The sequence below is a fragment of the Variovorax sp. UC74_104 genome (assembly GCF_044055375.1).
Taxonomy (GTDB): domain Bacteria; phylum Pseudomonadota; class Gammaproteobacteria; order Burkholderiales; family Burkholderiaceae_C; genus Variovorax.
In genome coordinates this window covers 1,083,624-1,109,530 of the sequence record NZ_CP171978.1, presented here as the reverse complement: position 1 = coordinate 1,109,530, position 25,907 = coordinate 1,083,624, and the positions used below count along the sequence as shown (strand labels likewise).

General features: G+C 69.2%; 22 protein-coding genes and 2 pseudogenes. 15 read left to right on the top strand and 9 right to left on the bottom strand.

Annotated features, from left to right (window positions below; genetic code table 11):
- Positions 1–5 precede the first annotated feature (5 nt).
- Positions 6–1,634, bottom strand: coding sequence for a GMC family oxidoreductase (locus ACHMXA_RS05350; RefSeq protein WP_395319097.1), 1,629 nt, complete (start codon positions 1,632–1,634; stop codon positions 6–8).
- Positions 1,635–1,802: 168 nt separating this feature from the next.
- Positions 1,803–3,311: a CoA-acylating methylmalonate-semialdehyde dehydrogenase gene (locus tag ACHMXA_RS05345; protein ID WP_395319094.1), complete on the bottom strand. Its 1,509-nt coding sequence runs from the start codon at positions 3,309–3,311 to the stop codon at positions 1,803–1,805.
- A gap of 119 nt (positions 3,312–3,430) precedes the next feature.
- Between ACHMXA_RS05345 and ACHMXA_RS05340 the strand changes: the two genes are divergently transcribed.
- From ACHMXA_RS05340 to ACHMXA_RS05315, 6 genes and pseudogenes are all read left to right on the top strand, one after another.
- Positions 3,431–4,360 carry a LysR family transcriptional regulator gene (locus tag ACHMXA_RS05340; protein ID WP_395319092.1) on the top strand — a complete coding sequence of 310 codons (930 nt, stop codon included), beginning with the start codon at positions 3,431–3,433 and terminating at the stop codon, positions 4,358–4,360.
- 144 nt (positions 4,361–4,504) lie between these two features.
- Positions 4,505–5,672: pseudogene (locus ACHMXA_RS05335) on the top strand (MlaE family ABC transporter permease).
- Between the two features lie 12 nt (positions 5,673–5,684).
- Positions 5,685–6,509, top strand: a complete 825-nt coding sequence (locus tag ACHMXA_RS05330; protein ID WP_176665778.1) for an ABC transporter ATP-binding protein — start codon at positions 5,685–5,687, stop codon at positions 6,507–6,509.
- 9 nt (positions 6,510–6,518) lie between these two features.
- Entirely contained in the window at positions 6,519–7,478 is a 960-nt protein-coding gene (locus ACHMXA_RS05325; RefSeq protein ID WP_176665777.1) for an MlaD family protein, read from the top strand.
- A 27-nt stretch (positions 7,479–7,505) separates the two neighbouring features.
- Entirely contained in the window at positions 7,506–8,183 is a 678-nt protein-coding gene (locus ACHMXA_RS05320; protein WP_395319089.1) for an ABC-type transport auxiliary lipoprotein family protein, read from the top strand.
- A gap of 48 nt (positions 8,184–8,231) precedes the next feature.
- Positions 8,232–8,453 (top strand): hypothetical protein, encoded by a 222-nt coding sequence (locus tag ACHMXA_RS05315; protein WP_395319087.1) that lies wholly within the window; start codon positions 8,232–8,234, stop codon positions 8,451–8,453.
- Positions 8,454–8,459: 6 nt separating this feature from the next.
- On the opposite strand, the gene ACHMXA_RS05310 is transcribed toward ACHMXA_RS05315, so the two are convergent.
- Positions 8,460–9,224 carry an SIR2 family NAD-dependent protein deacylase gene (locus tag ACHMXA_RS05310; RefSeq protein ID WP_395319085.1) on the bottom strand — a complete coding sequence of 255 codons (765 nt, stop codon included), beginning with the start codon at positions 9,222–9,224 and terminating at the stop codon, positions 8,460–8,462.
- Positions 9,221–10,078, bottom strand: coding sequence for an IclR family transcriptional regulator (locus ACHMXA_RS05305; RefSeq protein ID WP_395319083.1), 858 nt, complete (start codon positions 10,076–10,078; stop codon positions 9,221–9,223). The genes ACHMXA_RS05310 and ACHMXA_RS05305 overlap by 4 nt, the downstream gene beginning before the upstream one ends.
- A 145-nt stretch (positions 10,079–10,223) precedes the next feature.
- Between ACHMXA_RS05305 and ACHMXA_RS05300 the strand changes: the two genes are divergently transcribed.
- The 6 genes from ACHMXA_RS05300 to fahA all read left to right on the top strand — a co-directional run bounded on the left by ACHMXA_RS05300 (position 10,224) and on the right by fahA (position 16,794).
- Entirely contained in the window at positions 10,224–11,183 is a 960-nt protein-coding gene (locus ACHMXA_RS05300) for an MBL fold metallo-hydrolase (protein ID WP_176665773.1), read from the top strand.
- A gap of 137 nt (positions 11,184–11,320) precedes the next feature.
- Positions 11,321–12,958, top strand: a complete 1,638-nt coding sequence (locus ACHMXA_RS05295; RefSeq protein WP_395319080.1) for an FAD-dependent oxidoreductase — start codon at positions 11,321–11,323, stop codon at positions 12,956–12,958.
- 12 nt (positions 12,959–12,970) lie between these two features.
- Entirely contained in the window at positions 12,971–13,168 is a 198-nt protein-coding gene (locus tag ACHMXA_RS05290) for a DUF2783 domain-containing protein (protein ID WP_395319078.1), read from the top strand.
- A 31-nt stretch (positions 13,169–13,199) separates the two neighbouring features.
- Positions 13,200–14,513: a homogentisate 1,2-dioxygenase gene (gene hmgA / locus ACHMXA_RS05285; protein ID WP_395319076.1), complete on the top strand. Its 1,314-nt coding sequence runs from the start codon at positions 13,200–13,202 to the stop codon at positions 14,511–14,513.
- Positions 14,510–15,484, top strand: coding sequence for a Bug family tripartite tricarboxylate transporter substrate binding protein (locus ACHMXA_RS05280; protein WP_395319074.1), 975 nt, complete (start codon positions 14,510–14,512; stop codon positions 15,482–15,484). The genes hmgA and ACHMXA_RS05280 overlap by 4 nt, the downstream gene beginning before the upstream one ends.
- Positions 15,485–15,528: 44 nt before the next feature.
- Positions 15,529–16,794 (top strand): fumarylacetoacetase, encoded by a 1,266-nt coding sequence (fahA, locus tag ACHMXA_RS05275; RefSeq protein ID WP_395319072.1) that lies wholly within the window; start codon positions 15,529–15,531, stop codon positions 16,792–16,794.
- A 41-nt stretch (positions 16,795–16,835) separates the two neighbouring features.
- Here the strand turns inward: fahA and mrdA are convergent, their stop codons facing one another.
- From mrdA to ACHMXA_RS05255, 4 genes are all read right to left on the bottom strand, one after another.
- The gene (gene mrdA / locus ACHMXA_RS05270; protein WP_176665767.1) at positions 16,836–18,806 is read right to left on the bottom strand and encodes a penicillin-binding protein 2; all 1,971 of its coding nucleotides are present in this window, start codon (positions 18,804–18,806) and stop codon (positions 16,836–16,838) included.
- Between the two features lie 56 nt (positions 18,807–18,862).
- Entirely contained in the window at positions 18,863–19,384 is a 522-nt protein-coding gene (gene mreD, locus ACHMXA_RS05265) for a rod shape-determining protein MreD (protein ID WP_019655414.1), read from the bottom strand.
- Positions 19,381–20,340 (bottom strand): rod shape-determining protein MreC, encoded by a 960-nt coding sequence (mreC, locus tag ACHMXA_RS05260; protein ID WP_176665766.1) that lies wholly within the window; start codon positions 20,338–20,340, stop codon positions 19,381–19,383. Before mreC ends, mreD begins: the two co-directional genes overlap by 4 nt.
- Before the next feature lie 170 nt (positions 20,341–20,510).
- The gene (locus ACHMXA_RS05255) at positions 20,511–21,554 is read right to left on the bottom strand and encodes a rod shape-determining protein (RefSeq protein WP_007833435.1); all 1,044 of its coding nucleotides are present in this window, start codon (positions 21,552–21,554) and stop codon (positions 20,511–20,513) included.
- A gap of 215 nt (positions 21,555–21,769) precedes the next feature.
- Here ACHMXA_RS05255 and gatC point away from each other — a divergent pair, with 215 nt between their 5' ends.
- The 3 genes and pseudogenes from gatC to gatB all read left to right on the top strand — a co-directional run bounded on the left by gatC (position 21,770) and on the right by gatB (position 25,070).
- Positions 21,770–22,069: an Asp-tRNA(Asn)/Glu-tRNA(Gln) amidotransferase subunit GatC gene (gatC, locus tag ACHMXA_RS05250; protein ID WP_093206894.1), complete on the top strand. Its 300-nt coding sequence runs from the start codon at positions 21,770–21,772 to the stop codon at positions 22,067–22,069.
- A pseudogene (gene gatA / locus ACHMXA_RS05245) lies at positions 22,069–23,584 on the top strand (Asp-tRNA(Asn)/Glu-tRNA(Gln) amidotransferase subunit GatA). Before gatC ends, gatA begins: the two are co-directional and overlap by 1 nt.
- Before the next feature lies 1 nt (position 23,585).
- Positions 23,586–25,070 (top strand): Asp-tRNA(Asn)/Glu-tRNA(Gln) amidotransferase subunit GatB, encoded by a 1,485-nt coding sequence (gene gatB, locus ACHMXA_RS05240; RefSeq protein ID WP_395319067.1) that lies wholly within the window; start codon positions 23,586–23,588, stop codon positions 25,068–25,070.
- A 126-nt stretch (positions 25,071–25,196) separates the two neighbouring features.
- Here the strand turns inward: gatB and ACHMXA_RS05235 are convergent, their stop codons facing one another.
- Positions 25,197–25,901: a DUF4124 domain-containing protein gene (locus ACHMXA_RS05235; protein WP_395319065.1), complete on the bottom strand. Its 705-nt coding sequence runs from the start codon at positions 25,899–25,901 to the stop codon at positions 25,197–25,199.
- Positions 25,902–25,907 lie beyond the last annotated feature (6 nt).

Here is a 25,907-nt window from a genome sequence, read left to right as displayed (position 1 = left end):
GCCGCTCAGCGGTTGTCCTCGACGATCCAGCCCGCGGCCTTCTCGGCCATCATGAGCGTCGGGCTGTTGGTGTTGCCGCTGGTGATGGTGGGCATCGCGCCCGCATCCACCACGCGCAGGCCCTGCACGCCGCGCACGCGCAGGCGCGAATCGAGCACCGCCGCCGGGTCGTTGTCGGCGCCCATCCTGGTGGTGCCCACCGGATGGAAGATGGTGGTGGCGATGTCGCCGGCCAGGCGCGCCAGGTCCTCGTCGGTCTGGTACTGCACGCCGGGCTTCCATTCCTCGGGCTTGTACCTGGCGAGCGCGGGCTGCTGCGCGATGCGGCGCGTGACGCGCAGCGACTCCGCCGCCACCTTGCGGTCCTCGTCGGTGCTCAGGTAGTTGGGCGCGATGGCCGGCGCGTCCTCGAAGCGGTTGCTGCGGATGCGCACCGAGCCCCGGCTCGTCGGGTTGAGGTTGCACACGCTCGCGGTGAAGGCCGGAAAGCTGTGCAGCGGATCGCCGAAGGCGTCGAGCGACAGCGGCTGCACGTGGTACTGCAGGTTGGGCCATTCGCGATCGGGCGAGCTGCGCGTGAAGGCGCCGAGCTGCGAGGGCGCCATGCTCATCGGGCCGCTGCGCTTGAGCACGTATTCGAGGCCGATCTTCGCCTTGCCGATCATCGAGGAGGCCATCACGTTGAGCGTGGGCGCGCCCGCGATCTTGTAGACCGCGCGGATCTGCAGATGGTCCTGCAGGTTGGCACCGACGCCGGGCGCGTCGACCACCACGTCGATGCCATGCTGCCTGAGCAGCTCGGAGGGCCCCACGCCCGAGAGCTGCAGGATCTGCGGCGAGCCGATGGCGCCGGCGCTCAGCACCACCTCGCGCGTGGCGCGCACCGTGACCTTCTCGCTGCCGTTCCACACCTCGGCGCCGGTGCAGCGGCGCGTGCCGTCGGGCTGCGTCTCGAAGAGCAGGCGCGAGACCTGCGCGCCGGTCCAGAGCTCGAAGTTGGGCCTGCCATAGCAGGTCGGGCGCAGGAAGGCCTTGGCGGTGTTCCAGCGCCAGCCGTTCTTCTGGTTGACCTGGAAGTAGCCCACGCCCTCGTTGTTGCCGCGGTTGAAGTCGGTGGAGTGCGGCACGCCGGCCTGCACCGCGGCTTCGGCAAAAGCGTCGAGGATGTCCCAGCGCAGGCGCTGCTTCTCGACGCGCCACTCGCCGCCCGCGCCGTGCATCTCGTCGGCGCCCAGGTAGTGGTCTTCATGCTTCTTGAAGGCCGGCAGCACGTTCTGCCAGCGCCAGCCGTCGTCGCCGGTGAGGTCGGCCCAGTGCTCGTAATCGCGCGACTGGCCGCGCATGTAGATCATGCCGTTGATGCTGGAGCAGCCGCCCAGCGTCTTGCCGCGCGGATAGCGCAGCACCCGGCCGTTGAGGCCCGCGTCGGGCTCGGTGCTGTAGAGCCAGTCGGTGCGCGGGTTGCCGATGCAGTAGAGATAGCCGACCGGGATGTGGATCCAGTGGTAGTCGTCCTTGCGGCCCGCCTCGATGAGCAGCACGCGCCGGTTCTTGTCGGCGCTCAGGCGGTTCGCCATGAGCGAGCCGGCGGTGCCGGCGCCGATGACGACATAGTCGAAGGTGGTCTCGCTCAAGTGGTTGTCTCCTTCTGCTTCGTTCTTGTTTGCATACGGCGCCCACCGCGCCGCTGCCAGCTATCCGTCAGTACCAGTGCTCCCGCGGAACCGGCTCTGCCGGGCCGCCGGGAGCGCCCCCTGAGGGGGATGCGAGCGACACGAAGTGCGCGAGAGTCGGGGGTGGACTTATTTCGCGGTGGGCATGACGAACTCCGCGCCTTTGCCGATGCTCTCCGGCCAGCGCTGCATCACCGACTTCTGCTTCGTGTAGAAGCGCACGCCCTCTTCGCCGTAGGCATGCATGTCGCCGAAGAGCGATCGCTTCCAGCCGCCGAAGCCGTGCCAGGCCATCGGCACCGGGATCGGCACGTTGATGCCGACCATGCCCACCTGGATGCGGCGGCTGAACTCGCGCGCCACGTTGCCGTCGCGGGTGAAGCAGCTCACGCCGTTGCCGAACTCGTGCGCGTTGACGAGGTCGACGGCGTCCTTGAAGTTGGCCACGCGCACGCAGCTCAGCACGGGGCCGAAGATCTCTTCCTTGTAGATGCGCATCTCGGGCGTGACGTGGTCGAAGAGCGTGCCGCCCATCCAGAAACCGTCGCCGCAGCCTTCGCCCGCCTTGTTGCCGTCGAACTGGCGGCCGTCCACCAGCAGCTTCGCGCCTTCCTTCTCGCCCAGGTCGATGTAGCCGGTGATGCGCTCGTGCGCGGCGCGGGTGACGATCGGGCCCATCTCGGCCGCGAGGTTCTCGCCGTTGAGCACCTTCAGCGTCTTGGTGCGCTCGACGAGCTTCGGAATGATCTTGTCGGCCACGTCGCCCACCAGCACTGCCACGCTGATGGCCATGCAGCGCTCGCCGGCCGAGCCGTAGCCGGCGCCGATCAGCGCGTCCACGGTCTGGTCGATGTCGGCGTCGGGCATCACCACCATGTGGTTCTTCGCGCCGCCCAGGGCCTGCACGCGCTTGCCGTGGCGGGCGCCGGTTTCATAGATGTAGTTGGCGATGGGGGTGGAGCCGACGAAGCTGATGGCCTTGACGTCGGGGTGCTCCAGCAGCGCGTCGACCGCCGCCTTGTCGCCCTGCACCACGTTGAACACGCCGTCGGGCAGGCCGGCTTCCTTCAGCAGCTCGGCCATGCGCAGCGAAGGCGTCGGGTCGGTCGGGCTGGGCTTGAGCACGAAGGTGTTGCCCGCGGCGATGGCCACCGGGAACATCCACATCGGCACCATCACCGGGAAGTTGAAGGGCGTGATGCCGGCGACCACGCCCAGGGGCTGGCGCAGCGTCCAGTTGTCGATGCCGGTGCTGACCTGGTCGGTGAAGTCGCCCTTGAGCAGCTGCGGGATGCCGCAGGCGAACTCGACGATGTCGATGCCGCGGCTGACTTCGCCCTGCGCGTCGGTGAAGACCTTGCCGTGCTCGGCGGTGATCATGTGGGCCAGCTCGTCCTTGTGCTCGTTGAGCAGCTGCAGGAACTTGAACATCACGCGCGCGCGGCGGATCGGCGGGGTGTCGGCCCAGGCCGGGAAGGCGGCCTGCGCGGCGGCGACGGCGGCGCCGACCTGGTCTGCATTGGCCAGGCCGACCTTGCCGGTGACGGCACCGGTGGCGGGGTTGGTCACGTCCTGCGTGCGGCCGGAGGTGTTGGCGGCGGGCTTGCCGGCGATGAAGTGGTCGATGGAGGTAGACATGGGGAGAACCCTGAGAGAGGCTGTGCCAGAAGGAAGATGCGGCCAGTTTAGGCAGCGCCTCGTTCCCCGCCTAGTCGCGATGCTTGAACTTATTGTTCGCAATAGCGAACAATGCAGGCATGAAACCCCAAAATATCGAGTCGCTCTGGACGCACCTGCACTGGCTCACGGTGCTGGCGCAGCAGGGCAGCTTCACCGCCGCTGCGCTGCGCCTGGGCGTGAGCAAGGCGGCCATGAGCCAGCGCATCGCCGAGCTCGAACGCGCGGCCGGCGCGCCATTGGTGCAGCGCACCACGCGCAGCGTGCGACTCACCGAGGCCGGCCAGCGGCTGGTGGAGGACATGCGCGGCCCCTTCGAGCAGATCGCCCACAGCTTCGCCGGCGTGCGCGACCTCGCGGGCGTGCCGCGCGGGCTGGTGCGGGTGACGGCGCCGGTGGCCTTCGCGCGCCAGCAGCTGGTGCCGAGGCTGGCCGACTTCCTGCGCGCGCAGCCCGAGGTGCGCATCGAGCTCGACTTGTCCGACCGGCTCAGCTCGCTCGCGATGGAGGGCTTCGACCTCGCCATCCGCCACACGGCCGCGCCGCCCGACACGCACGTGGCCTGGACGCTGTGCGAGACCCGATCGGTGCTGGTGGCCAGCCGCGCCTACCTGCGCCGCCGCGGCACGCCGCGCGAGCCCCAGGCCCTGGCCGGCCACGACTGCCTGCACTACCCCCGCGCGCAGGAAACGCCGACCTGGCATTTCGAGACCCAATCTTCGGCGCCTCGTATCACGGTGCCGGTCTCGGGCCCGCTGGTCGCCAACAACAGCGAGGCGCTGCGCGACGCGGCACTCAGCGGCTTGGGCATCGCGCTGGTGCCCGACTTCAGCGCGCAGGCGGCGCTGCAGTCGGGCAAGCTGCAGCAGGTGCTGCCGCAATGGCGCTCGGTAGGCGCCTTCGGCGAGCGCCTGTATGCCATACGGCCCTACGCCACGCACGTGCCGCAGGCGGTGACGGCCTTCGTGGCCTGGCTGCGCGAAACCCTTTCCGACGGTTTCGCACCCTGAAGGAAACATGAAGAAACGGCGTGGTGCCCTACGCGAACGAAGGGTCTGGCTCACCTTGACTGCGGATGCACGCGGTTACGATGCGCGCACCCGGCCCGGGTTTTGTTAACTTTCACGCTCACCCGACTCATTCTTCGTCCAGCCATGTCTCCCGCCCCATCGCCTGCCGACGCCTCCGCCGCCGACAGCGCGTGGCCCCGCGTCGCGCAGCGCGAGCAGGACGGCCGCCAGTGGACGGTGGCCAGCGGCCGGTGGACCACGCTGGCGATGTCGTCCAAGCCGGCCTGGCAGGCGTTGGCCGAGAGCCTGAAGACGGCCCCGCCCGCCGACGACCGCGCCTGGGACCTCCGGCCCGTCGAGCAGCTCGACCACATCGGCGCGCAGCTCCTGTGGGACCACTGGCGCCACGAGTGGCCGGCGACCATCGAGCTGTCGCCGCAGCACAAGGCCGTGCTCGACCACGTGGCGCAGCACACCGTCGCCACGCCCGACGAGCCCTCGCCCACGCTGAACGACCGCATCCGCGCGTTCTCGCACAACGGGCCGCGGCTCATGTACGTGGTGCGCGACTTCACCGCGCTGGTCGGCCAGTTCGCGCTCGACCTGTGCCGGCTGGCGCGCGCGCGCGCACCGGGGGCCGTGGCGCGATTTCTCCGGGCACCTGTACCAGTTCGGCGCGACGGCGCTGCACATCACGGCACTGGTCGGGCTGCTGATCGGCGTGGTGCTGGCCTACCTGATCTCGCAGCAGCTGCGCCAATACGGCGCCGAGACTTTCGTGGTGAACATCCTCGGGCTCTCGCTGATCCGCGAGCTGGGGCCGGTGCTGGCGGCCGTGCTGATCGCCGGCCGGTCGGGCTCGGCCATCACCGCGCAGATCGGCGTGATGCGCGTGACGGAAGAGCTCGACGCGATGCGCGTGATGGGCATCCCGCACGGCTTTCGCCTGGTGATGCCGCGCGTGCTGGCACTGGCCATCGCGATGCCGCTGATCAGCCTGTGGACCTCGATGGCCGCGCTCGCGGGCGGCATGCTGGCGGCCGACGCGGCGCTCGACATCTCGCCGGCGTACTTCCTCTCGGCGCTGCCGCGCGCGGTGCCGATCTCGAACCTGTGGCTGGCCATGGCCAAGTCGGCCGTGTTCGGCATCCTGATCGCGCTGATCGGCTGCCACTTCGGCATGAAGGTGAAGCCGAACACCGAGAGCCTCGGGCGCGGCACGACCTCGTCGGTGGTCACGTCGATCACCGCCGTGATCCTGGTCGACGCATTGTTCGCCGTCCTCTTCAAGGGCATCGGCTTCCGTGCATGAGGGCGTGAAACCATGAGCATGCCCGTGCGCCCCGACACCGACCCCACCGTGGTGGACATCCGCGGCCTGTGGACCGTGTTCCAGAGCCCCGACGGCGAGCAGGTGGTGCACCGCGACCTGCAGCTGCACATCGACCGCGGCGAGGTGCTCTCGCTGGTGGGCGGATCGGGCACGGGCAAGACGGTGCTGCTGCGCCAGATCCTCGGACTCGAGAAGCCCACGCGCGGCCACGTGGAGGTGCTGGGCCAGGAGCCCGGCGAGCTCAGCGCCTCGGGCGCGGCCAACGTGGGCATGCTGTTCCAGCACGGCGCGCTGTTCTCGGCCTTCAGCGTGCTGGAGAACATCGCCTTCCCGCTGCGCGAGCTGAAGCTCCTGCCCGACGAGCTCATCCGCCACGCGGCGCTGGTGAAGCTGCAGATGGTGGGCCTGGGCCCGCAGCATGCCAACAAGAGCCCGGCCGATCTCTCGGGCGGCATGATCAAGCGCGTGGCGCTGGCGCGCGCGCTCATCATGGACCCGCCGCTGCTGCTGCTGGACGAACCCACGGCCGGCCTCGACCCCGAGGCGTCCGACAGCTTCTGCGACCTGCTGCGCGGCCTGCACCGCGAGCTGGGCCTCACGGTGGTGATGGTCACGCACGACCTGGACACGCTGTTCGACCTGAGCACCCGCATCGCGGTGCTGGCCGACCAGAAGGTGATCGTCACCGGCGCGGCGCGCGAGGTCATCGCGTATCCGCATCCCTTCATCCACGAATACTTTCTCGGCGGGCGCGGCCAGCGCGCCCTCGAAGCGCTGCATGACAAGCCGGCCCCCGAACAGGCCGCTGAAAGGTAGGTAGCCACCATGGAAAACAAGGCCCACGCCCTCGCCGCCGGCGCCTTCGTGCTCGGACTGATCGCCGCGCTCGTCGCGCTGGTGGTCTGGTTCACGCGCGACAACACCGTGCGCAACATCTACGAGCTCTCCACCCGCGACGCGGTCAGCGGCCTGCAGCCGCAGGCCATGGTGCGCTACCGCGGCATCGCGGTGGGCAAGGTGGCGTCGATCGACTTCGACCCGAAGGTCAAAGGCAACGTGCGCGTGCGCATCACGGTCGACGAGCGCGTGCCGCTCACCACCTCCAGCTTCGCCACGCTGAGCTACCAGGGCGTGACCGGCCTGGCCTTCATCGCGCTGGACGACAAGGGCGAATCGAGCGTCTCGCTCAAGCCCAACAACGACGACCCGCCGCGCATCCCGCTCAAGCCCTCGATGCTGGCGCAGCTGCAGGACCGCGGCGAGGCCATCATCAACCAGGTCGAGGAAGTGACCAAGCGCGCCAACCAGCTGCTGAGCGACCCCAACCAGAAGCGCGCGGCCGATGCGCTGGAGAACATCGCCGCCGCCTCGGCCAGCGCCAACACGCTGCTCAAGACGCTCGACAACACCGTGAAGACCGGCCTGAACCCGGCGCTGACGAAGCTGCCCGACACCATGGCCTCGGTGAAGAAGGCCGCCGGCGACGTCTCTCGCGTGGCCAACAACTTCAACACCACCGTGGGCCGGCTGAACGCGCCCGACGGCCCGGTCGAGCGGCTGAGCGACGGCACCAAGGCGCTGGCGCAGGCGGTCGATTCGTTCAACGCCGCCACGCTGCCGCGCGTGAACCGCGTGGCCGACGACACCTCGCACGCGGTGCGCCGGCTGGGCCGCGCGGCGGACAGCATCAACGACAACCCGCAATCGCTGCTGTTCGGCAACGGCGGCGCGGCCGCGGGCCCGGGCGAGCCGGGCTTCCAGGCGCCGGCCGCGACGCGGCCCTGATTCCCGACCGAGGGAGGATCACCGACCATGAACGCCATTCGCAAGACCCCTGCCGCCATCGCGCTCGGCTGCGCCCTGCTGCTGGCCGCCGGCTGCGGCGCGCTGCCCGACAAGCCCGCGCGCGCCACGCTCTACGACTTCGGCCCCGGCCCGGCGATGCCTGCCGCGGCACCCGCAACGGCACCTTCAGCGGCCACGCTCCCGACGCTGTCGCTGGCCGAGTTCGAGAGCAACACCCGCCTCGACGGCACGCAGATCCTCTATCGCCTGGGCTATGCCGACGCCAACGAGCTGCGGCCCTACGGCCAGTCGCGCTGGAGCCTGCCGCCCTCGCAGCTGCTGCGCCAGCGGCTGCGCGACACGCTCTCGGAGCGCCGCATGGTGCTCGGCCCCGAAGAGGCGGCCACCATCTCGCGCGGCCGGGGCCAGGCGCCGGACACGCTGCGCATCTCGCTGGACGAGTTCAGCCACTACTTCGAATCCGCGAGCGCCAGCGTGGGCCTGGTGCGCCTGCGTGCCACCCTCGTGCGCAGCACCGCCGCCGGCGACCGCGTGCTGGGCCAGCGCCTGTTCACCGTGCGCCGCCCCGCGCCCAGCGCCGACGCGCCCGGCGGCGTGAAGGCGCTCATCGCCGCCAGCGACGCGGCCGTGGCCGAGGTGGTGCAGTGGGTCGATCAGTTGCAGCAGCAACAGCCGCGGCAGTAATCTGCGGCACCCACACGGAAGGTAGTTGGAAGGAAGGAGCATCGCCCCATGAACGCAACACGCATCGTCGGCATCCTGCTGATCGTGGCCGGCATCGCCGTGCTGGCCCTGGGCAGTTTCAGCTTCACCAAGGAAACCCACCAGGCCAAGCTCGGGCCGCTGGAGTTCTCGGTGAAGGAGAAGGAAACGGTCAACGTGCCCGTGTGGGCCGGCGTGGCCGTGATCGTGGTGGGCGGGGCACTGGTGCTGCTCGGGGGCAGGAAGGGCTGATCGCCCTCAGCCTCTCGAGCCCGGCACGCCCGCCAGCAGCTGCGGCAGCAGGTCTTCGGAAGCACCGCGCAGCACCACGGCCGCCGCGTCGTCCAGGTGCGGCAGCGGCTCCAGGTTCAGCGTGATGAGCCGCGCGCCGTGCGCGAGCGCGGTCTGCGGCAACTCGGCCGCCGGGTAGACGATGGTGGTGCTGCCCACCACCATGAACAGATCGCACTCCTGCGCCGCCATCTGCGCGTCGAGCAGCACGCCGGCATTCAGCATCTCGCCGAACATCACCACGTCGGGCCGCGCATGCGCCCCGCAGCGCAGGCAGCGGTGGAAGGGCCAGGGGCCGCTGCGGTTGCCGCAGCGATCGCAGCGCCAGCGGCGCAGCGAGCCGTGCAGTTCGAGCACGTCCTGGCCGCCGGCCAGCGTCAGCAGGCCGTCGACGTTCTGCGTGACCAGCCGGGTCGCGGGGCGCAGCCGCTGCAGCAGCGCGAGCGCGGCGTGGCCGGGGTTCGGCTGCGCCGATTCGATCGTCGACAGGCGCTGCGCCCAGAACTTCGTGAAGCCCGAAGGGTCGCGCTGCAGGTCCTCGGCATGGGAGAACTGCAGCGCGTTCTGGCTCTTCCACAGGCCGTCGGCGTCGCGGTAGGTGGGAATGCCCGAGGCGCGCGACAGGCCCGCGCCCGAGAACACGACGATGCGCCGGGCATTGCGAAGCAGCTCGATGGCCGCGTGGATGGGAGAAGCGGAAGAAGAGATGTCTGTTGTTGTGACTGGCGTCATCGCTCGGGTCCGGGGGCGGCGGGCGCGGGGGCGGCGGCGCCGAGGCGCTGCGACACCGTGCCGGCACAGGCCTTGAGCGCGCGGGCGATCTGGCCGTCCCACGCGGTGTCGAAGATGCCGGCCGGGCCGATGGCGGTAACGGCCAGCACGATGGCGCCAGTGTGGTCGAAGACGGGCGCGGCCATGGCGCTGACGCCTTCGATGACCTCGCCGTCGGAACGGCTGATGCCGTGTGCGCGCACTTCCTGCAGCTGGCGCTCGAAGTCGCTCCACGAGGGCAGCGGCTGCACCGGCGGCATGCCGGCGATGGCCGCAGGCTCCGCTCCCTTGCGCTGCTTCTGGCGCTGGCGCTCCTCCTCGAGCAGCCGGCGCACCACGCCCTCGTCGAGGTAGGCCGCGAACACCCGGCCCGAGGCGGTGTTGGTCAGCGAGAACACCGTGCCGTGCCGCATGTTCACATGCACCGGCGATGGCGACTCGGCCGTGCGCACGATGGTCGCGCCGCGCGCGCCCCACACGGCCAGCGCCACGGTGTGGCCGATCTGCTGCGCGAGCTGGCCGATCAGCGGGGTGGCGATGTGCACCGGGTCGGCCTGTTGCAGGCTGATGAGGCCCAGTTGCAAGGCGAGCGGGCCGAGCAGATAGTGGCCGCTGGCGCGGTCCTGCTCGATGAGGCCCAGCCGCCCGAAGCTGACCATGTACGGATGCGCCTTGGCGGCCGTCATGTCGGCCTCGCGCGCCAGGTCCTTCAGCGCCATGGGCCGGCCGTGATGCACCAGCGCGCGCAGCAGCTGGCCGCCGACTTCGATGCTTTGGATGCCGCGCTGGGCGCGGTCGTTGTCACTGGCTGCCATGGCCGGCCTCGCCTTCTGGTCGTTCGTTCATGAAGAAGGGATTAGACATTAACTGATCTGCGGCTTACACTGCGGCCATTCGTTAACTGCGAATTCGTTCGACTTAAACGAATTTCAAATTCCACCCCACCGACGGAGACACCCGATGAGCCAAGCCAAGAAATTCGCCAGCCAGGCCGACATGGAAGAGAAGAAGGTCACCTTCAGCCAGATCTCGGAACATGCCTGGGCCTACACCGCCGAGGGCGACCCCAACACCGGCATCGTGATCGGCGACGACTGCGTGCTGGTGGCCGACACCCAGGCCACGCCGGCCATGGCAGCCGACGTGGTGCGCCGCATCCGCGAGGTGACCGACAAGCCCATCAAGTACGTGGTGCTGACCCACTACCACGCGGTGCGCGTGCTGGGCGCGGCGGGCTACGGGGCCGAGCACATCCTGGCCAGCCAGGACACGCGCGACCTGATCGTCGAGCGCGGCGAGCAGGACAAGGCCAGCGAAATCGGCCGCTTCCCACGCCTGTTCCAGAACGTCGAGACGGTGCCGCCGGGCCTGACCTGGCCCACCATGACCTTCACCGGCAAGATGACCCTGTGGCTGGGCAAGCTGGAAGTGCAGCTGATCCAGCTCGGCCGCGGCCACACCAAGGGCGACACCGTCGTCTGGCTGCCGCAGGAGCGCACGCTGCTGTCGGGCGACCTGGTCGAGTTCGGCGCCACGCCGTACGCGGGCGACGCCTACTTCAAGGACTGGCCGCAGACGCTGGACAACATCGCCGCGCTCAAGCCCGTGGCGCTGGTGCCCGGCCGCGGTGCCGCGCTGACCACGCCCGCCGAAGTGGCCGAAGGCCTGACGGGCACGCGCAACTTCATCTCCGACGTCTACGCCAGCGTGCAGGAAGGCGTGAAGGCCGGGCGCGACCTGAACGCGGTCTACAAGGAAACCTACGAGAAGCTCAAGCCCAAGTACAGCCAGTGGGTGATCTTCGACCACTGCATGCCCTTCGACGTGAGCCGCGCCTACGACGAGGCCTCGGGCCACGCCGACCCGCGCATCTGGACGGCCGAGCGCGACGTCGAGATGTGGAAGGCGCTGGAAGGCTGATCGAACTGCTCCCTCCCCCGCTGGGGGAGGGTTGGGGTGAGGGCAGGCAGAGCGCCCGAAGTGAACGCCGTCGTGCCCCCATCCCGGCCTTCCCCCAGCGGGGGAAGGAGCAAAGACAAAAGACACGGAGACAACACGTGATCGACTATCAGAGCCTGCGCTTCGACTACCGCCGCCATGCCGACCAGGACGCGGCCGCACCCGCGCGCCACCCCGTGGTGATCGTCGGCGCCGGCCCGGTCGGGCTGACGCTGGCCATCGACCTCGCGCTGCGGCAGGTGCCCGTGGTGCTGCTGGACAACGACAACACCCTTTCGAGCGGCTCGCGCGCGATCTGCTTCGCCAAGCGCACGCTCGAGGTGTTCGACCGCCTGGGCTGCGGCGACCGGATGGTCGACAAGGGCGTGTCGTGGAACGTGGGCAAGGTGTTCTTCCATGACGAGCAGGTCTACCGCTTCGACCTGCTGCCCGAGCCCGGCCACGAGCGCCCGGCTTTCATCAACCTGCAGCAGTACTACGTCGAGGGCTACCTCGTCGAGCGCGCGGCGGCGCTGCCGCTGATCGACCTGCGCTGGAACAACAAGGTCACCGGCATCGAGCAGGGCGACGACGGCGCGGTGCTGACGGTGGAAACGCCCGAGGGCGAGTACCGGCTGCAGGCCGACTACGTCGCCGCCTGCGACGGCTCGCGCTCCAACACGCGCCAGATGCTCGGCCTGGAAGCCAAGGGCCGCGTGTTCCGCGACCGCTTCCTGATCGCCGACATCACGATGGACGCCGACCTGCCCACCGAGCGGCGCTTCTGGTTCGACCCGTCGTTCCACCCCGGCCAGAGCGTGCTGCTGCACAAGCAGGCCGACGGCATGTGGCGCGTGGACTTCCAGCTCGGCTGGGACGCCGACCCGGTGGAGGAGCGCAAGCCCGAGAACATCACGCCGCGCGTGCGCGCGCTGCTCGACAGCATCGGCTTCGAGGGCGTGCAGTTCCGCATCGGCTGGGCCAGCGTCTACACCTTCGCCTGCCAGCGCATGGAGCGCTTCCGCCACGGCCGCGTGCTGTTCGCGGGCGACTCGGCGCACGGCGTGTCGCCCTTCGGCGCGCGCGGTGCCAATTCGGGCGTGCAGGACGCCGACAACCTCGCGTGGAAGCTCGCCGCCGTGGTGCAGGGCCAGGCGCCCGATGCGCTGCTCGACAGCTACGCCAGCGAGCGCGAGTACGCCGCCGACGAGAACATCCGCAACTCCACCCGCGCCACCGACTTCATCACGCCCAAGAGCGAGGTGAGCCGCCTGTTCCGCGACGCGGTGCTGGAGCTGACCAGGCGCCACGCCTTCGCGCGATCGCTGGTCAACAGCGGCCGGCTGTCGGTGCCTTCGGTGCTGCGCGATTCGCCGCTGAACACGCCCGACGCCGACGCCTTCTCGGGCGCGATGGTGCCCGGCGCCGCCGCGGCCGACGCGCCCGTGGTGCATGCCGACGGCAGCACCGGCTGGCTGCTGCGCGAATGCCATGTCGCGCAGTTCACCGCGCTGGTGTTCGGCCAGGGCGAGGCGGCCGAGCGCAGCCTGGCCGAGCTGAGGGCCAGCGACCGGCCGCTGCATGTGGTGCGCATGGAAGACGGCGCCCGCGGCAGCGAGCTCGCCGCGCAGCGCTACGACGCCCGGCCCGGCACCGTGTACCTGCTGCGTCCCGACCAGCACGTGTGCGCACGCTGGCGCACCCCGTCGGCGGCGCAGGTGCGCAGCGCCGTCGATCGCGCGCTCGGCAAACACTGAGGGAACGACCCCATGACCGCATCCACCCCCAAGCTGATCACCGACCCGCATCTCGAGGCGCCCGACGACTTCTACGAAGCGCTGATCGATGCCCACCAGGGCCTGAGCACGCAAGAGAGCAACGCCTACAACGCGCGCCTCGTGCTGGTGCTGGCCAACCACATCGGCTCGCTGGCCGTGCTGCGCGAAGCGCTCGCGGCTGCGAAGTAATGCCCCCGTTCAAGCCATCCATGAGGACCCCATGACCGCCGCAACCTCCTCCACCGAGCGCCGCTACCAGAGCGGCTTCGGCAACGAATACGCCTCCGAGGCCGTGCCCGGCGCGCTGCCGCAGGGCCGCAACAACCCGCAGCGCGGGCCCTTCGATCTCTACACCGAGCTGATCTCCGGCACCGCCTTCACCGCGCCGCGCCACGAGAACCGCCGCACCTGGCTCTATCGCCGCCAGCCCTCGGTGGTGTCGGGCCGCTACCAGTCGTATGCGCAGCTGCTGTGGACCACCGGCGCCGACCGCGAGATCGCGCTGCCGCCCGAGCCCCTGCGCTGGCATCCGCAGCCGCTGGACGAAGCGGCGGCCAAGGCCGACTTCATCGACGGCATGCGCACCATCGCGGCCAACGGCGACGCCGAGTCGCAGGTCGGCATCGGCTCGCTGATGTACCTGGCGGGCCGCTCGATGGAGCGCCGCGCCTTCGTCAACGCCGACGGCGAGATGCTGGTGGTGCCGCAGCAGGGCCGCCTCGTCATCACCACCGAGCTGGGCGTGCTCGACGTGAAGCCCGGCGAGATCGCCGTGCTGCCGCGCGGCATGGCCTTCAAGGTGGCTCTGCCCGACGGCCTCTCGCGCGGCTACGTCTGCGAGAACTACGGCGCGCACTTCCGCCTGCCCGAGCTGGGCCCCATCGGCTCGAACGGCCTGGCCAACGCGCGCGATTTCCAGGCGCCGGTGGCGGCCTTCGAGACGGAAGAAGGCGGCTACGAGATCGTCAAGAAGTTCGGCGGCCGCTTCTGGCAGGCGCCGATGAAGCAGTCGCCCTTCAACGTGGTCGCCTGGCACGGCAACCTCTCGCCGGTGAAGTACGACACGGCGCATTTCATGGTGATCGGCTCGATCAGCTTCGACCACCCCGATCCGTCGATCTTCACCGTGCTGACCTCGCCCAGCGACACCCCCGGCACCGCCAACTGCGACTTCGTGATCTTCCCGCCGCGCTGGATGGTCATGGAGAACACCTTCCGCCCGCCCTGGTTCCACCGTAACCTCATGAGCGAGTTCATGGGCCTGGTGCTGGGCGAGTACGACGCCAAGCCGGGCGGCTTCAAGCCCGGCGGCGCGAGCCTGCACAACTGCATGGTGCCGCACGGGCCGGACGAGGAAGCCTTCGACAAGGCCACGAATGCCGACCTGAAGCCGCACAAGCTGGACAACACGCTGGCCTTCATGTTCGAGAGCCGCTATCGCTTCATCCCGACGAACTTCGCGCTGAAGAGCCCGGCACTCGATACCGACTACGCCGACTGCTGGGCGGGCTTGAAAGACCAGTTCAAGGCATGAAGACCGTGTTCACCCTCACACGCCGTACGGCGGCCGTGGCCCTGCTCGCCGTGCCCTTCCTCGCGCACGCGGCCGATTACCCCTCCAAGCCCATCCGCTTCATCGTGCCCTACACGCCCGGCGGCACCACCGACCTGGTGGCGCGCACCGTGGGCCAGAAGGTGTCGGAGAAGCTGGGCCAGCCGGTGCTCGTCGACAACCGCGGCGGCGCGGGCGGCAACATCGGCATGGACGCCGTGGCCAAGGCGGCGCCCGACGGCTACACCATCGGCTTCGGCGCGATCTCGACCAACGCGCTGAACCCGCACATCTACAAGTCGATGGCCTTCGATCCGCGCAAGGACTTCACCGCCATCAGCCTCTTGGGCACCTCGACCATCGTGCTCGAAGTGCCGGCGGCCTCGGCCGTGAAGTCTGTGCCCGACCTGATCGCGGCCGCGAAGAAGAACCCCGGCCTGCCCTACGCCACCGCGGGCGCCGGCACCTCGATGAACCTGGCGGGCGTGATGTTCGCGCAGATGACCGGCACCGAGCTCGTGCACGTCGCCTACAAGGGCAGCGGCCCGGCCATCACCGACATGCTGGGCAACAACATCGGCGTGATGTTCGACAACCTGCCGGCCTCGCTGCCGCACATCCAGGCCGGCAAGCTGCGCGCGCTGGCGGTGGCGGGCCCCACGCGCTCGCCCTCGCTGCCCGACGTGCCGACCATGGCCGAGGCGGGCCTGAAGGGCTACGCGCTGGAGCCGTGGTTCGGCGTGTACGGACCGGCGAAGCTGCCGGCGCCGGTCGTGAAGGCGCTGAACGAGGCTTTCGTGGAAGCGCTCGCGATGCCCGACGTGAAGGCCAAGCTGGCGCAGGCCGGCTTCTCGCCGCGCGGCTCGACCGCGCAGGAGCTGACGACGCTGAGCGAGACCGAATACAAGCGCCTGGGCGATGTAGCCCAAAAGGCCGGCATGACCGCAGACTGAACACGACAGCCAGACAAACAGAACCGAGCAGAAAGACATCCTCCATGACCGCACTGAACGCCACCCATGACCCGAAGCTGCGCAGCTGGGTCGCATCGGCCAACGAGGCCGGCACCGACTTCCCGATCCAGAACCTGCCCTTCGGCCGCTTCCGCGCCGCCGGCAGCAGCGAGACCTTCCGCATCGGCGTCGCCATCGGCGACCAGGTGCTCGACCTGCGCGCCACGGGCCTGATCGACACCGACGACATGAACGCGCTGATGGACGCCGGCACGAAGGAACGCCAGGCGCTGCGCGCCGCCATCTCGGCAGGCCTGGCCGAAGGCAGCGACCGGCAGGCCGCCTGGTCGAAGGCGCTGCTGCCGCAGGCCAAGGCCGAGATGACCGTGCCCTGCCGCATCGGCGACTACACCGACTTCTACACGGGCATCCACCACGCCACCACCATCGGCAAGCTGTTCCGCCCCGACCAGCCGCTGATGCCCAACTACAAGTGGGTGCCCATCGGCTACCACGGCCGTGCCTCGTCCATCGGCGTGAGCGGCCAGGTCTTCAAGCGCCCGAACGGCCAGACCAAGGCGCCCGACGCGGCCGAGCCGAGCTTCGGCCCGTCGAAGCGCCTGGACTACGAACTGGAGCTGGGCTTCTTCATCGGCCGCGGCAACGCGCAGGGCGAACCCATCGCCATCGCCGACGCGGAGGAGCACCTGTTCGGCGTGACGCTGCTCAACGACTGGTCGGCACGCGACCTGCAGGCCTGGGAATACCAGCCGCTCGGCCCCTTCCTGTCGAAGAACTTCGCGAGCACGCTGTCGCCCTGGCTGGTGACGATGGAGGCGCTGGCGCCCTTCCGCTCGAAGTTCGAGCGGCCCGCCGGCGACCCGCAGCCGCTGCCGTACCTCGACGCGGCCTCCAACCGCGAGAGCGGCGCCCTCGACATCACGGTCGAGGTGCTGCTGCAGACCGCGAAGATGCGCGCCGAGGGCGTGGCGCCCGTGCGCCTGACGCGCGGCAACGTCGCCGAAGCCGCCTACTGGACCGCCGCGCAGCTGGTCGCGCACCACACGGTGAACGGCTGCAACCTTCAGTCGGGCGACATGCTGGGCTCGGGCACCCTCTCGGGCCCGAAGCCCGACGAGGCCGGCTCGCTGATCGAGCTGACGCAGGGCGGCAAGCAGCCGATCACGCTGCCGAACGGCGAGAAGCGGACGTTCCTGGAGGATGGGGACACGCTGACCATTCGCGGCTACTGCGAGCGCCGGGGCGCGGTGCGGATCGGGCTGGGCGAGGTCAGCGGAACGGTGGTCTGAGAGTCTTCTTCCCTCTCCCCTCGGGGAGAGGGAGCAAGACATCAGGGCGCGGTGGCGGGCGTGGCCGAAGCAGCTGGCCAGGCCACCTCGCTCGCCACGCGCGGCTTGCCGATCGGCGCGGTCGCCTTGCCGACCTTGATGGCGGCCATGTCGGCTTCGCTCGGGTACTGGTCGGCAAGCCAGTAGTCGAACACCCGGCGCGCGATGGGCGCTGCCGCGCCGGCGCCCCAGCCGGCGTTCTCCACGATCACCGCCAATGCGATCTTCGGGTCGTTCACCGGCGCGTACGCCATGAACAGGGCGTGGTCGCGCTGGTGCTCCTCGAGCGCGCGCGCGTTGTACTTGGTGTTCTGGCCCATCGACACGGCCTGCGCCGTGCCTGTCTTGCCGGCCGCCTGGTAGCTGGCGCCCGCGAACACGCCGCGCGCGGTGCCGCTGGTGACCACACTCGTCAGGCCCTCGCGGATCACCGCGATGTTGGCCGCCGTGAAGCCCAGGTTCACCGCAGGCGGCTGCGGCAGGGGCACCACCTGGCCGTTGACCGTGTCGCGCGTGGCGAGCGCGAGGTGCGGCTTGTGCTTGAGGCCGCCATCGGCCACGATGGCCGTGGCCTGCGCCAGCTGCAGCATGGTGAAGTTGTTGTAGCCCTGGCCGATGCCCAGCGAGATGGTCTCGCCCGCGTACCACTTCTTCTGCTCGGGCCGCTTGTAGGTGTTGCGCTTCCACTCGGTGCTGGGCAGCACGCCGCGCACCTCGCCGCCGAGGTCGATGCCGGTGATCTGGCCGAAGCCCAGCGGCTTCATGAAGTCGTGGATGAGGTCCACGCCCATCTCGTTGGCCAGCGAGTAGTAATAGATGTTGCTCGACAGCTGGATCGAGCGGCGCATGTCGACGCCGCCCAGATAGCCCTCGGGGCTGCCGAAGCGGTGGCCGCCGAAGTTGAAGTAGCCGGGGTCGTTCACCACCACACTGGGGCCACGCTTGCCGGTCTGCAGCGCCGCCAGCGCCATGAAGGGCTTGTACGTGGAGCCCGGCGGGTAGGTGCCGCGCAGCGCGCGGTTCAGCAACGGCTTGTCGATGGACTCGGTGAGCGCGGCCCAGCTTTCGTTGTCGATGCCCTCGACGAACAGGTTCGGGTCGAAGGTGGGCTTGCTCACGAAGGCGAGGATCTCGCCGGTCTTGGGGTCGATGGCCACGAGCGCGCCACGGCGGTCGCCGTACATGTCCTCCACCAGCTTCTGCAGCTTGATGTCGAGCGACAGCATGACCGTGTTGCCCGGCGTGGCCGGGTGGCTTGCCAGCCGGCGCACGGCGCGCCCGCCCGCGGAGGTTTCCATCTGCTCCACGCCGGTCTGGCCGTGCAGCGTCTTCTCGTAGCTCTGCTCGATGCCGAGCTTGCCGATGTAGTCGGTGCCCTTGTAGTTGGCCTGGTCCTCCTCGTCCCAGTCCTCCATCGCGGTCTTCTCGCGCTGGTTGATGCGGCCGATGTAGCCCAGCACGTGCGAGGCCAGCTCGCCCTGCGGGTAGTTGCGGAACAGGCGCGCCTTGATCTCCACGCCCGGGAAGCGGTAGCGCTGGGCGGCGAAGCGGGCGACTTCCTCGTCGCTCAGGCGGGTGCGGATGGGAATGGAGTCGAAGCTGCGAGAGTCTTCGCGCAGGCGCTTGAAGCGGCGGCGGTCGCGAGGAGAGACTTCCAGTACCTGCGTGAGGCTGTCGATGGTCTCCTCGACGTCGCCCACCTTCGAGGGCGTGATCTCCAGCGTGTAGGCCGAGTAGTTGGAGGCCAGCACGATGCCGTTGCGGTCGAGGATGAGCCCCCGGTTCGGCACCACCGGCACCACCGCCGTACGGTTGCTCTCGGCCTGCTCGGCCAGGTCTTCGTGGCGCACGACCTGCAGGTAGAGCAGCCGCGAGCACAACAGCCCGAACGCGAAGAGCACCGCCAGCCCGATGACGATCACGCGGCGCTTGAAGCGCGCGAGGTCGGCGGCGACGTTGCGGATTTCGGTCATGGCGATGGGAGCTTAGGCGCGCGCAGGTGCGAAGGCAAATGCGGGAGAGGCTGGGCTTAGAGGGGGCGGTTCTCGTCGGGTTCCGGCGTTCTGCGCTGGGGAGCCAGCAGCAAGGCGGTGGCCAGCGGCCAGAGCGCAGCCTCGATGGCCGGCGAGGCGAGCACCGTCCAGCCCGGGAACACGCCGCCGCCGATCATCCGCGTGACCACTTCGATCAGCTGCGAGAGCGCGAAGAGCGGCAGCACCTGCAGCGCCTGCGACGCCACCGGATACCACAGCAGCCGCCGGTGGATGGTGATCGCGAAGAAGCCCAGCGTGGTGTAGGACAGCGCATGCTGGCCCAGCATCGACGACTGGTGCACGTCCATGCACAGGCCGAACACGAAGGCCGCGCCGATGCCCACGCGCGCGGGCTGGTGCACGCCCCAGAACACGATGACGAGCGCCAGCAGGTCGGGCATCCAGACGGCGCGGCCGATCGGGATCATGTTGATGAGCAGCGCCACCACGAGGCTGCTCCACATGAAGACGGGGCTGACGGGCAGCAGCAGCTGCTGCTGGCCTGGACGCTTGATCATGGGCGCGCTCCCGGCTTCTTCTCGTTCTTGCCCGCGCCCGGCTTGCCCTCGGGGCGCTTGCGCTGGGTGACGGCGGGCTGCGCGGGCGGCGGCGCGGCCGGCGTGCCCGTGGGCTCGAGCACCAGCACGTAGCGCGCGGCCGTCACGTGGGCCAGCGGCACGCAGTAGATGCGGGCGAAGGCGGAATCTGCGCGGCGCTCGATGCGCTCGATCTTCGCCACCGGCAGGCCGGCGGGATAGATGCCGTCGACGCCGCTGGTGGAGAGCAGGTCGCCTTCCTGCAGGTCGGCGTTGGCGGCCATGAAGCGCAGCTCCAGCCCGCCGCCGTGGGCCGAGGCGTCGCCGAAGGCCACGCTGCGCACGCCGGTGCGGGTGTTCTGCACGGGAATGGAAAGATCGCGGTCGATCACCAGCGTGACCTCGCTCGTGAAGGGCAGCACCTGCGTGACCTGCCCGAGCACGCCGCGCGCGTCGATCACCGGCGAGCCGGGCTGCACGCCCTGGGCCAGCCCCTGGTCGATGACGATCTTGCGGGTGTAGGGGTCGGCCGCGTCGTAGAGCACCTCGGCGGCGCGGCCCGGTGTGGTGGTGGTCTGGCGCAGCTCGAGCAGTTCGCGCAGGCGGGCGTTGTCCTGGGCCAGCGTATCGGCCTGGGCGGCGCGCTCGGCCTGCATCATCAGCGCCTTGCGCGCGTCTTCCTCATTGCGCTGGGCGGTCTGCAGGTCTTCGAGATAGCGTCCGCCGCCGAGCACCGCCTGCACCGGCTTCAACGCCACCCACTGCACCGGATAGAGCACGGCGCCGATGGCGGCCCGGATCGGCTGCACGATGTGGAAGCGCGCGTCGGCCACCATGAGGAACAGGGAAAGCGCGCCGAAGAAGATCAGCTTGCTGAGCGCCGACTGCCCCTGGTTGAACAGGGGTGGCGCTGTGCGATCGAGCGTGCCCAGGGGCATGAATTCGGCCTAGTTTTCACCGCGCCTTGCGCGAGTTACGGCACAAGAAATTAACACATGACGATGCCAGGAATACCGCGGAACCGGCTTCGCCGGGCCGCTGGTATTGCCCCCTGCAAGGGGGTTGGCGCAGCGACACGAAGTGCGCGAAGCCTGGGGGTGTACCTCGATTACTCGCTCGTGAAGATGCTGCCCAGGCGGTCCATGCGCTCCAGGGCGATGCCGCAGCCGCGCACCACGCAGGTCAGCGGATCTTCGGCCACCAGCACCGGCAGGCCGGTTTCCTCGGCCAGCAGGCGGTCGAGGTCGCGCAGCAGCGCGCCGCCGCCGGTCAGCATCATGCCGCGCTCGGCGATGTCGGCGCCCAGCTCGGGCGGCGTCTGCTCCAGCGCGTTCTTCACGGCCGAGACGATGTTGTTGAGCGGATCGGTCAGGGCTTCCAGCACTTCGTTGCTGCTGATGGTGAAGCTGCGCGGCACGCCTTCGGAGAGGTTGCGGCCCTTGACTTCCATTTCCTTGACTTCGGAGCCCGGGAAGGCCGAGCCGATGTTCTTCTTGATGACTTCGGCCGTCGGCTCGCCGATCAGCATGCCGTAGTTGCGGCGGATGTAGTTGATGATGGCTTCGTCGAAGCGGTCGCCGCCCACGCGCACGGAGCCCTTGTAGACCATGCCGCCCAGCGAGATCACGCCCACCTCGGTGGTGCCGCCGCCGATGTCCACCACCATCGAGCCCGAGGCCTCGCTGACGGGCAGGCCGGCGCCGATGGCCGCGGCCATGGGTTCCTCGATGAGATAGACGGAAGTGGCGCCGGCGGCTTCGGCCGCGTCCTTGATGGCGCGGCGCTCGACCTGGGTGGAGCCGCAGGGCACGCAGATGATGATGCGCGGGCTCGGCGTGAGCAGCGTGCGCGGGTGCACCATCTTGATGAACTGCTTGATCATCTGCTCGGTGATCACGAAGTCGGCGATCACGCCGTCCTTCATCGGGCGGATCGCCTCGATGTTGCCGGGCACCTTGCCCAGCATGGCCTTGGCTTCGCGGCCGACGGCCTGGATCACCTTCTTGCCATGCGGACCGCCTTCGTGGCGGATGGCGACGACCGAGGGTTCATCGAGCACGATGCCCTTGTTGCGGGCGAATATCAGGGTGTTGGCGGTGCCGAGGTCGATCGCAAGGTCGGTGGAAAAGTACCGACGGAAAGCTCCAAACATGTGCGGAATCCTCTGAGCACGGCCTGCGCATCGGCAGGTCGTCGCTCTATTTTTTGGGTCGTTTGATGGGGTGAATTGATCGTTTTTGGCGCAAAAGCCGGCGCGTTCGCGGGGGTTGCGGCAAAGGCGGGATAATACCCGAATCCCCTCTGATTCCCGTATTAGCACCCGTTCCGGCGTGCGATTACCCCCGCTTTTTTGGGCCGTTCCGACCTATGTCACTTTCCGCTTCCGATATTGCGCGCATCGCCTCGTTGGCGAGGCTGCAGCTGGCTCCCGATGAAAGCGAGCGCATGCTCAGCCAGATCAATGGCTTCTTCGACCTGGTCGAACGCATGCGTTCGGTGGACACCGCCGGCGTCGAGCCGCTGGCCCACCCCGTGGCCGCCATCGAAGACATCACGCTGCGCCTGCGCGACGACGTGGTGAGCGAACCCGACAACCGCGAAGCCAACCAGAAGAGCGCCCCGGCCGTCGAAGCCGGCCTGTTCCTCGTGCCCAAGGTGATCGAATGATGAGCAGCAGCGGTGAACTGCACCAATTGAGCGTTGTCGAGCTGGCGAAGGCGCTGGCCGAACGCAAGGTTTCGGCCGTCGAGGCCTCGCAGGCCTTCCTGGGCCGCATGAAGGCGCACGAAGCGCTGGGCACCTTCGTCGACGTGAACGAGGAAGCCACGCTGGCGCAGGCCCGCGCCGCCGACGCGCTGATCGCCAGGGGCGGCGCCCCCGCGCTGGCCGGCGTGCCCATTGCGCACAAGGACATCTTCGTCACCACCGACTTCGCCACCACCGCCGGCTCGAAGATGCTGGCGGGCTACCGCTCGCCCTTCGACGCCACCGTGGTGCGGCGCCTGGCAGATGCCGGCGCGGTCACGCTGGGCAAGCTGAGCTGCGACGAGTTCGCCATGGGCTCGGCCAACGAGAACGTCGCCGTGCCCGCCGTGGGCCACGACAAGGCCGTGCCGGTGCGCAACCCCTGGAACACGGAGCGCATTCCGGGCGGCTCGTCCGGCGCCAGCGCGGCCGCCGTGGCGGCACGCCTCGCGCCCGCGGCCACCGGCACCGACACCGGCGGCTCGATCCGCCAGCCCGCATCGTTCTGCGGCGTCACCGGCATCAAGCCCACCTACGGCCGCGCCTCGCGCTACGGCATGGTGGCCTTCGCGTCCAGCCTCGACCAGGCCGGCCCGATGGCCCGTTCGGCCGAAGACTGCGCGCTGCTGCTGTCGGCCTTCTGCGGCCCCGACATCGACCGCGACTCCACCTCGCTCGACAAGCCCGCCGAGAACTTCGGCCGCTCGCTGAACGACTCGCTCGAAGGCCTGCGCATCGGCGTGCCGAAGGAGTTCTTCGGCGAAGGCGTGGCACCGGGCGTGCGCGCGGCCATCGACGCGGCTCTTGCGCAGTACGAGAAGCTCGGCGCCAGGCGCGTCGAAGTGACGCTGCCGCGCACCGAGCTGTCGATTCCCGTGTACTACATCATTGCCGCGGCCGAGGCCCTCGAGCAACCTGAGCCGCTTCGACGGCGTGAAGTTCGGCCACCGCGCCAAGGACTTCATCGACCCGGCGAGCAAGAAGAGCGCGCTCACGCAGATGTACGAGCGCACCCGCGCCGAAGGCTTCGGCGACGAAGTGAAGCGCCGCATCATGATCGGCACCTACGTGCTCTCGCACGGCTACTACGACGCCTACTACCTGCAGGCGCAGAAGGTGCGCCGCATGATCGCCGACGACTTCCAGCAGGCGTTCGAGCAGTGCGACGTGATCGCCGGCCCCGCCGCGCCCACCACCGCATGGAAGATCGGCGAGCACGGCGACGACCCGGTGGCCGACTACCTCGCCGACATCTTCACGCTGCCCGCATCGCTGGCCGGCCTGCCCGGCATGAGCGTGCCCGCGGGCTTCGACGGCGGCATGCCCGTGGGCCTGCAGCTGATCGGCAACTACTTCGGCGAAGCGAAGCTGCTGAACGCGGCGCACCGCTTCCAGCAGGCCACCGATTGGCATGCGCGCACGCCGGAGGGCTTCTGAAATGAGCGAGACAGTGAACACCTTCGAAGCACAACAACAGGGCCGCCCGACCGGCCCGCTGGTGCGCGGCTATGAAGTCATCATCGGCTTCGAGACGCACGCGCAGCTCTCCACCGCGAGCAAGATCTTCAGCCGCGCCTCCACCGCCTTCGGCGCCGAGCCCAACACCCAGGCCTGCGCGGTCGACCTCGCGCTGCCCGGCACGCTGCCCGTGATGAACAAGGGCGCCGTCGAGCGCGCCATCAAGCTCGGCCTGGCGCTGGGCTCGCACATCGCGCCGCGCAGCGTGTTTGCGCGCAAGAACTACTTCTATCCCGACCTGCCCAAGGGCTACCAGATCAGCCAGTTCGAGATTCCGGTGGTGCAGGGCGGCTCGGTGTCGTTCTTCGTGGGCGAGGAGCAGAAGACGGTGCGCCTGGTGCGCGCCCACCTTGAGGAAGACGCCGGCAAGTCGGTGCACGAAGGCAGCCACAGCGGCATCGACCTGAACCGCGCCGGCACGCCGCTGCTGGAGATCGTGACCGAGCCCGACATGCGCTCCACCGCCGAGGCCGTGGCCTATGCGAAGGAGCTGCACAAGATCGTCACCTGGATCGGCATCTGCGACGGCAACATGCAGGAAGGCAGCTTCCGCTGCGACGCCAACGTGTCGGTGCGCCGCCCCGGCGAGAAGCTCGGCACGCGCCGCGAGATCAAGAACCTGAACAGCTTCAAGTTCATGCAGCAGGCGATCGACTACGAGATCCGCTGGCAGATCGACGAGATCGAGGACGGCCGCAAGATCGAGCAGGCCACGGTGCTGTTCGACCCCGACACCGGCGAAACGCGCGCGATGCGCGCCAAGGAAGACTCGGCCGACTACCGCTACTTCCCCGACCCCGACCTGCCGCCTCTGGTCATCGCCGCCGACTGGATCGAGCGCGTGAAGGCCGGAATGCCCGAGCTGCCGCGTGCGATGGCCGAGCGCTATGTGCGCGAACACGGCCTCTCGGAATACGACGCCGCGCAGCTTACGCAGAGCGCGGCGCTCGCCGGCTATTTCGACGAAGCCGTGAAGGCGGGCGCCACGCCCAAGCTCGCGAGCAACTGGATCACCGGCGAGATGGCCCGCCGCCTGAACGCCGCCGAGATCGGCATCGAGGCCGCGCCCGTGAAGGCGCAGCAGCTGGCGCAACTGGTCAAGCGCATCGCCGACGGCACCCTGCCCAACAACGCCGCACGCCAAGTGTTCGAGGCCCTGTGGACCGGCGAAGGCAGCGACGTCGACGCGATCATCGAGGCGAAAGACCTGAAGCCGATGAACGACGCCGGCGCCCTCGACAAGATCCTCGACGAGGTGATCGCGAAGAACGCGAAGAACGTCGAGGAATACCGCGGCGGCAAGGAAAAGGCCCTCAACGCCCTCGTCGGCCAGGTGATGAAGGCCAGCGGCGGCAAGGCGAACCCGGCGCAGGTCACCGAGCTGCTGAAGGCCAAGCTGGCCTGATCGCCCCTCCCCTCCGCCTCCCCCTATCCCTTCGGGGAACACCGTGGAACCGGCTTTGCCGGGCCACCGGTGTTGCCCCCGGCAGGGGGGTTGGCGAAGCGCACGAAGTGCGCGCAGCCTGGGGGGTTACTTCGGGTTCCCGCCGTTCTGAGGGGTCCAGAGCGCCTTCAGGCGCGTGCGCTCCTCGTCGAAGCGCGCATTCACCCGCTTCTTCTCGTCTTCCTGCTCCGCGATGAAGCGGTTCTGCACCGCCACGCTCTTCGTGTTCTCGTCGATCTTGCGGCGCAGCGCGGCCGGCGCCTTGCTGGGGTCCTGCTTGTAGAACTCCATCTCCTCGTCGATCTTCTTGCGGTCTTCGCCCAGCTCGGAGATGCGCTTGCGCGCGGCCTCCGAGACGGCATCGATCTGCGACAGCGCCTCGGCGCGTTCGCGGTCGTGCGTGGCGCTGTTGGGGTAGCGCACCAGCAGCGCACGCTCGCGGCGCCGCTCGTCGGTCTGGCGCGCCGCCACGATGGCGGCTTCGCGGGCGCGGTCCTCGCGCTCCTGCAGTTCGCGCGCGGTGTAGGTGGGCTCCAGCTTGCGGCGGGTCGAGCCGCTCGGATTGAGCTCCCGCTGCTCGCGGTCGCTGCACTCGGCGATGGGCCGGTCGGCCGTCAGGGTGCGGCCACGGGCGTCGGTGCAGGTATAGATGCCGGCCGAAGCGCCTTCCACTTTCTGCGGTTGCGCCTGCAGCGCGCCGCAGAACGAGGAGGCTATGAGAAGAAATGATGCCGCCGCCAGCAGGCGGGCCGGTGAACCGTGAGCGTCGCGTGCGGGATGATGCTGGTGCATTCGGCG

Excerpts from the sequence above, each read along its gene's own strand:
- ACHMXA_RS05345 (WP_395319094.1), bottom strand. The coding sequence starts at position 3,311 with ATGTCTACCTCCATCGACCACTTCATCGCCGGCAAGCCCGCCGCCAAC.
- ACHMXA_RS05320 (WP_395319089.1), top strand. The coding sequence starts at position 7,506 with ATGAACGCCATTCGCAAGACCCCTGCCGCCATCGCGCTCGGCTGCGCC.
- ACHMXA_RS05235 (WP_395319065.1), bottom strand. The coding sequence starts at position 25,901 with ATGCACCAGCATCATCCCGCACGCGACGCTCACGGTTCACCGGCCCGC.
- ACHMXA_RS05330 (WP_176665778.1), top strand. The coding sequence starts at position 5,685 with ATGAGCATGCCCGTGCGCCCCGACACCGACCCCACCGTGGTGGACATC.
- ACHMXA_RS05290 (WP_395319078.1), top strand. The coding sequence starts at position 12,971 with ATGACCGCATCCACCCCCAAGCTGATCACCGACCCGCATCTCGAGGCG.
- gatB (WP_395319067.1), top strand. The coding sequence starts at position 23,586 with ATGAGCGAGACAGTGAACACCTTCGAAGCACAACAACAGGGCCGCCCG.
- ACHMXA_RS05325 (WP_176665777.1), top strand. The coding sequence starts at position 6,519 with ATGGAAAACAAGGCCCACGCCCTCGCCGCCGGCGCCTTCGTGCTCGGA.
- mrdA (WP_176665767.1), bottom strand. The coding sequence starts at position 18,806 with ATGACCGAAATCCGCAACGTCGCCGCCGACCTCGCGCGCTTCAAGCGC.
- gatC (WP_093206894.1), top strand. The coding sequence starts at position 21,770 with ATGTCACTTTCCGCTTCCGATATTGCGCGCATCGCCTCGTTGGCGAGG.
- ACHMXA_RS05315 (WP_395319087.1), top strand. The coding sequence starts at position 8,232 with ATGAACGCAACACGCATCGTCGGCATCCTGCTGATCGTGGCCGGCATC.
- mreC (WP_176665766.1), bottom strand. The coding sequence starts at position 20,340 with ATGCCCCTGGGCACGCTCGATCGCACAGCGCCACCCCTGTTCAACCAG.
- ACHMXA_RS05340 (WP_395319092.1), top strand. The coding sequence starts at position 3,431 with ATGAAACCCCAAAATATCGAGTCGCTCTGGACGCACCTGCACTGGCTC.
- fahA (WP_395319072.1), top strand. The coding sequence starts at position 15,529 with ATGACCGCACTGAACGCCACCCATGACCCGAAGCTGCGCAGCTGGGTC.
- ACHMXA_RS05310 (WP_395319085.1), bottom strand. The coding sequence starts at position 9,224 with ATGACGCCAGTCACAACAACAGACATCTCTTCTTCCGCTTCTCCCATC.
- ACHMXA_RS05255 (WP_007833435.1), bottom strand. The coding sequence starts at position 21,554 with ATGTTTGGAGCTTTCCGTCGGTACTTTTCCACCGACCTTGCGATCGAC.
- ACHMXA_RS05280 (WP_395319074.1), top strand. The coding sequence starts at position 14,510 with ATGAAGACCGTGTTCACCCTCACACGCCGTACGGCGGCCGTGGCCCTG.
- ACHMXA_RS05300 (WP_176665773.1), top strand. The coding sequence starts at position 10,224 with ATGAGCCAAGCCAAGAAATTCGCCAGCCAGGCCGACATGGAAGAGAAG.
- mreD (WP_019655414.1), bottom strand. The coding sequence starts at position 19,384 with ATGATCAAGCGTCCAGGCCAGCAGCAGCTGCTGCTGCCCGTCAGCCCC.
- ACHMXA_RS05305 (WP_395319083.1), bottom strand. The coding sequence starts at position 10,078 with ATGGCAGCCAGTGACAACGACCGCGCCCAGCGCGGCATCCAAAGCATC.
- hmgA (WP_395319076.1), top strand. The coding sequence starts at position 13,200 with ATGACCGCCGCAACCTCCTCCACCGAGCGCCGCTACCAGAGCGGCTTC.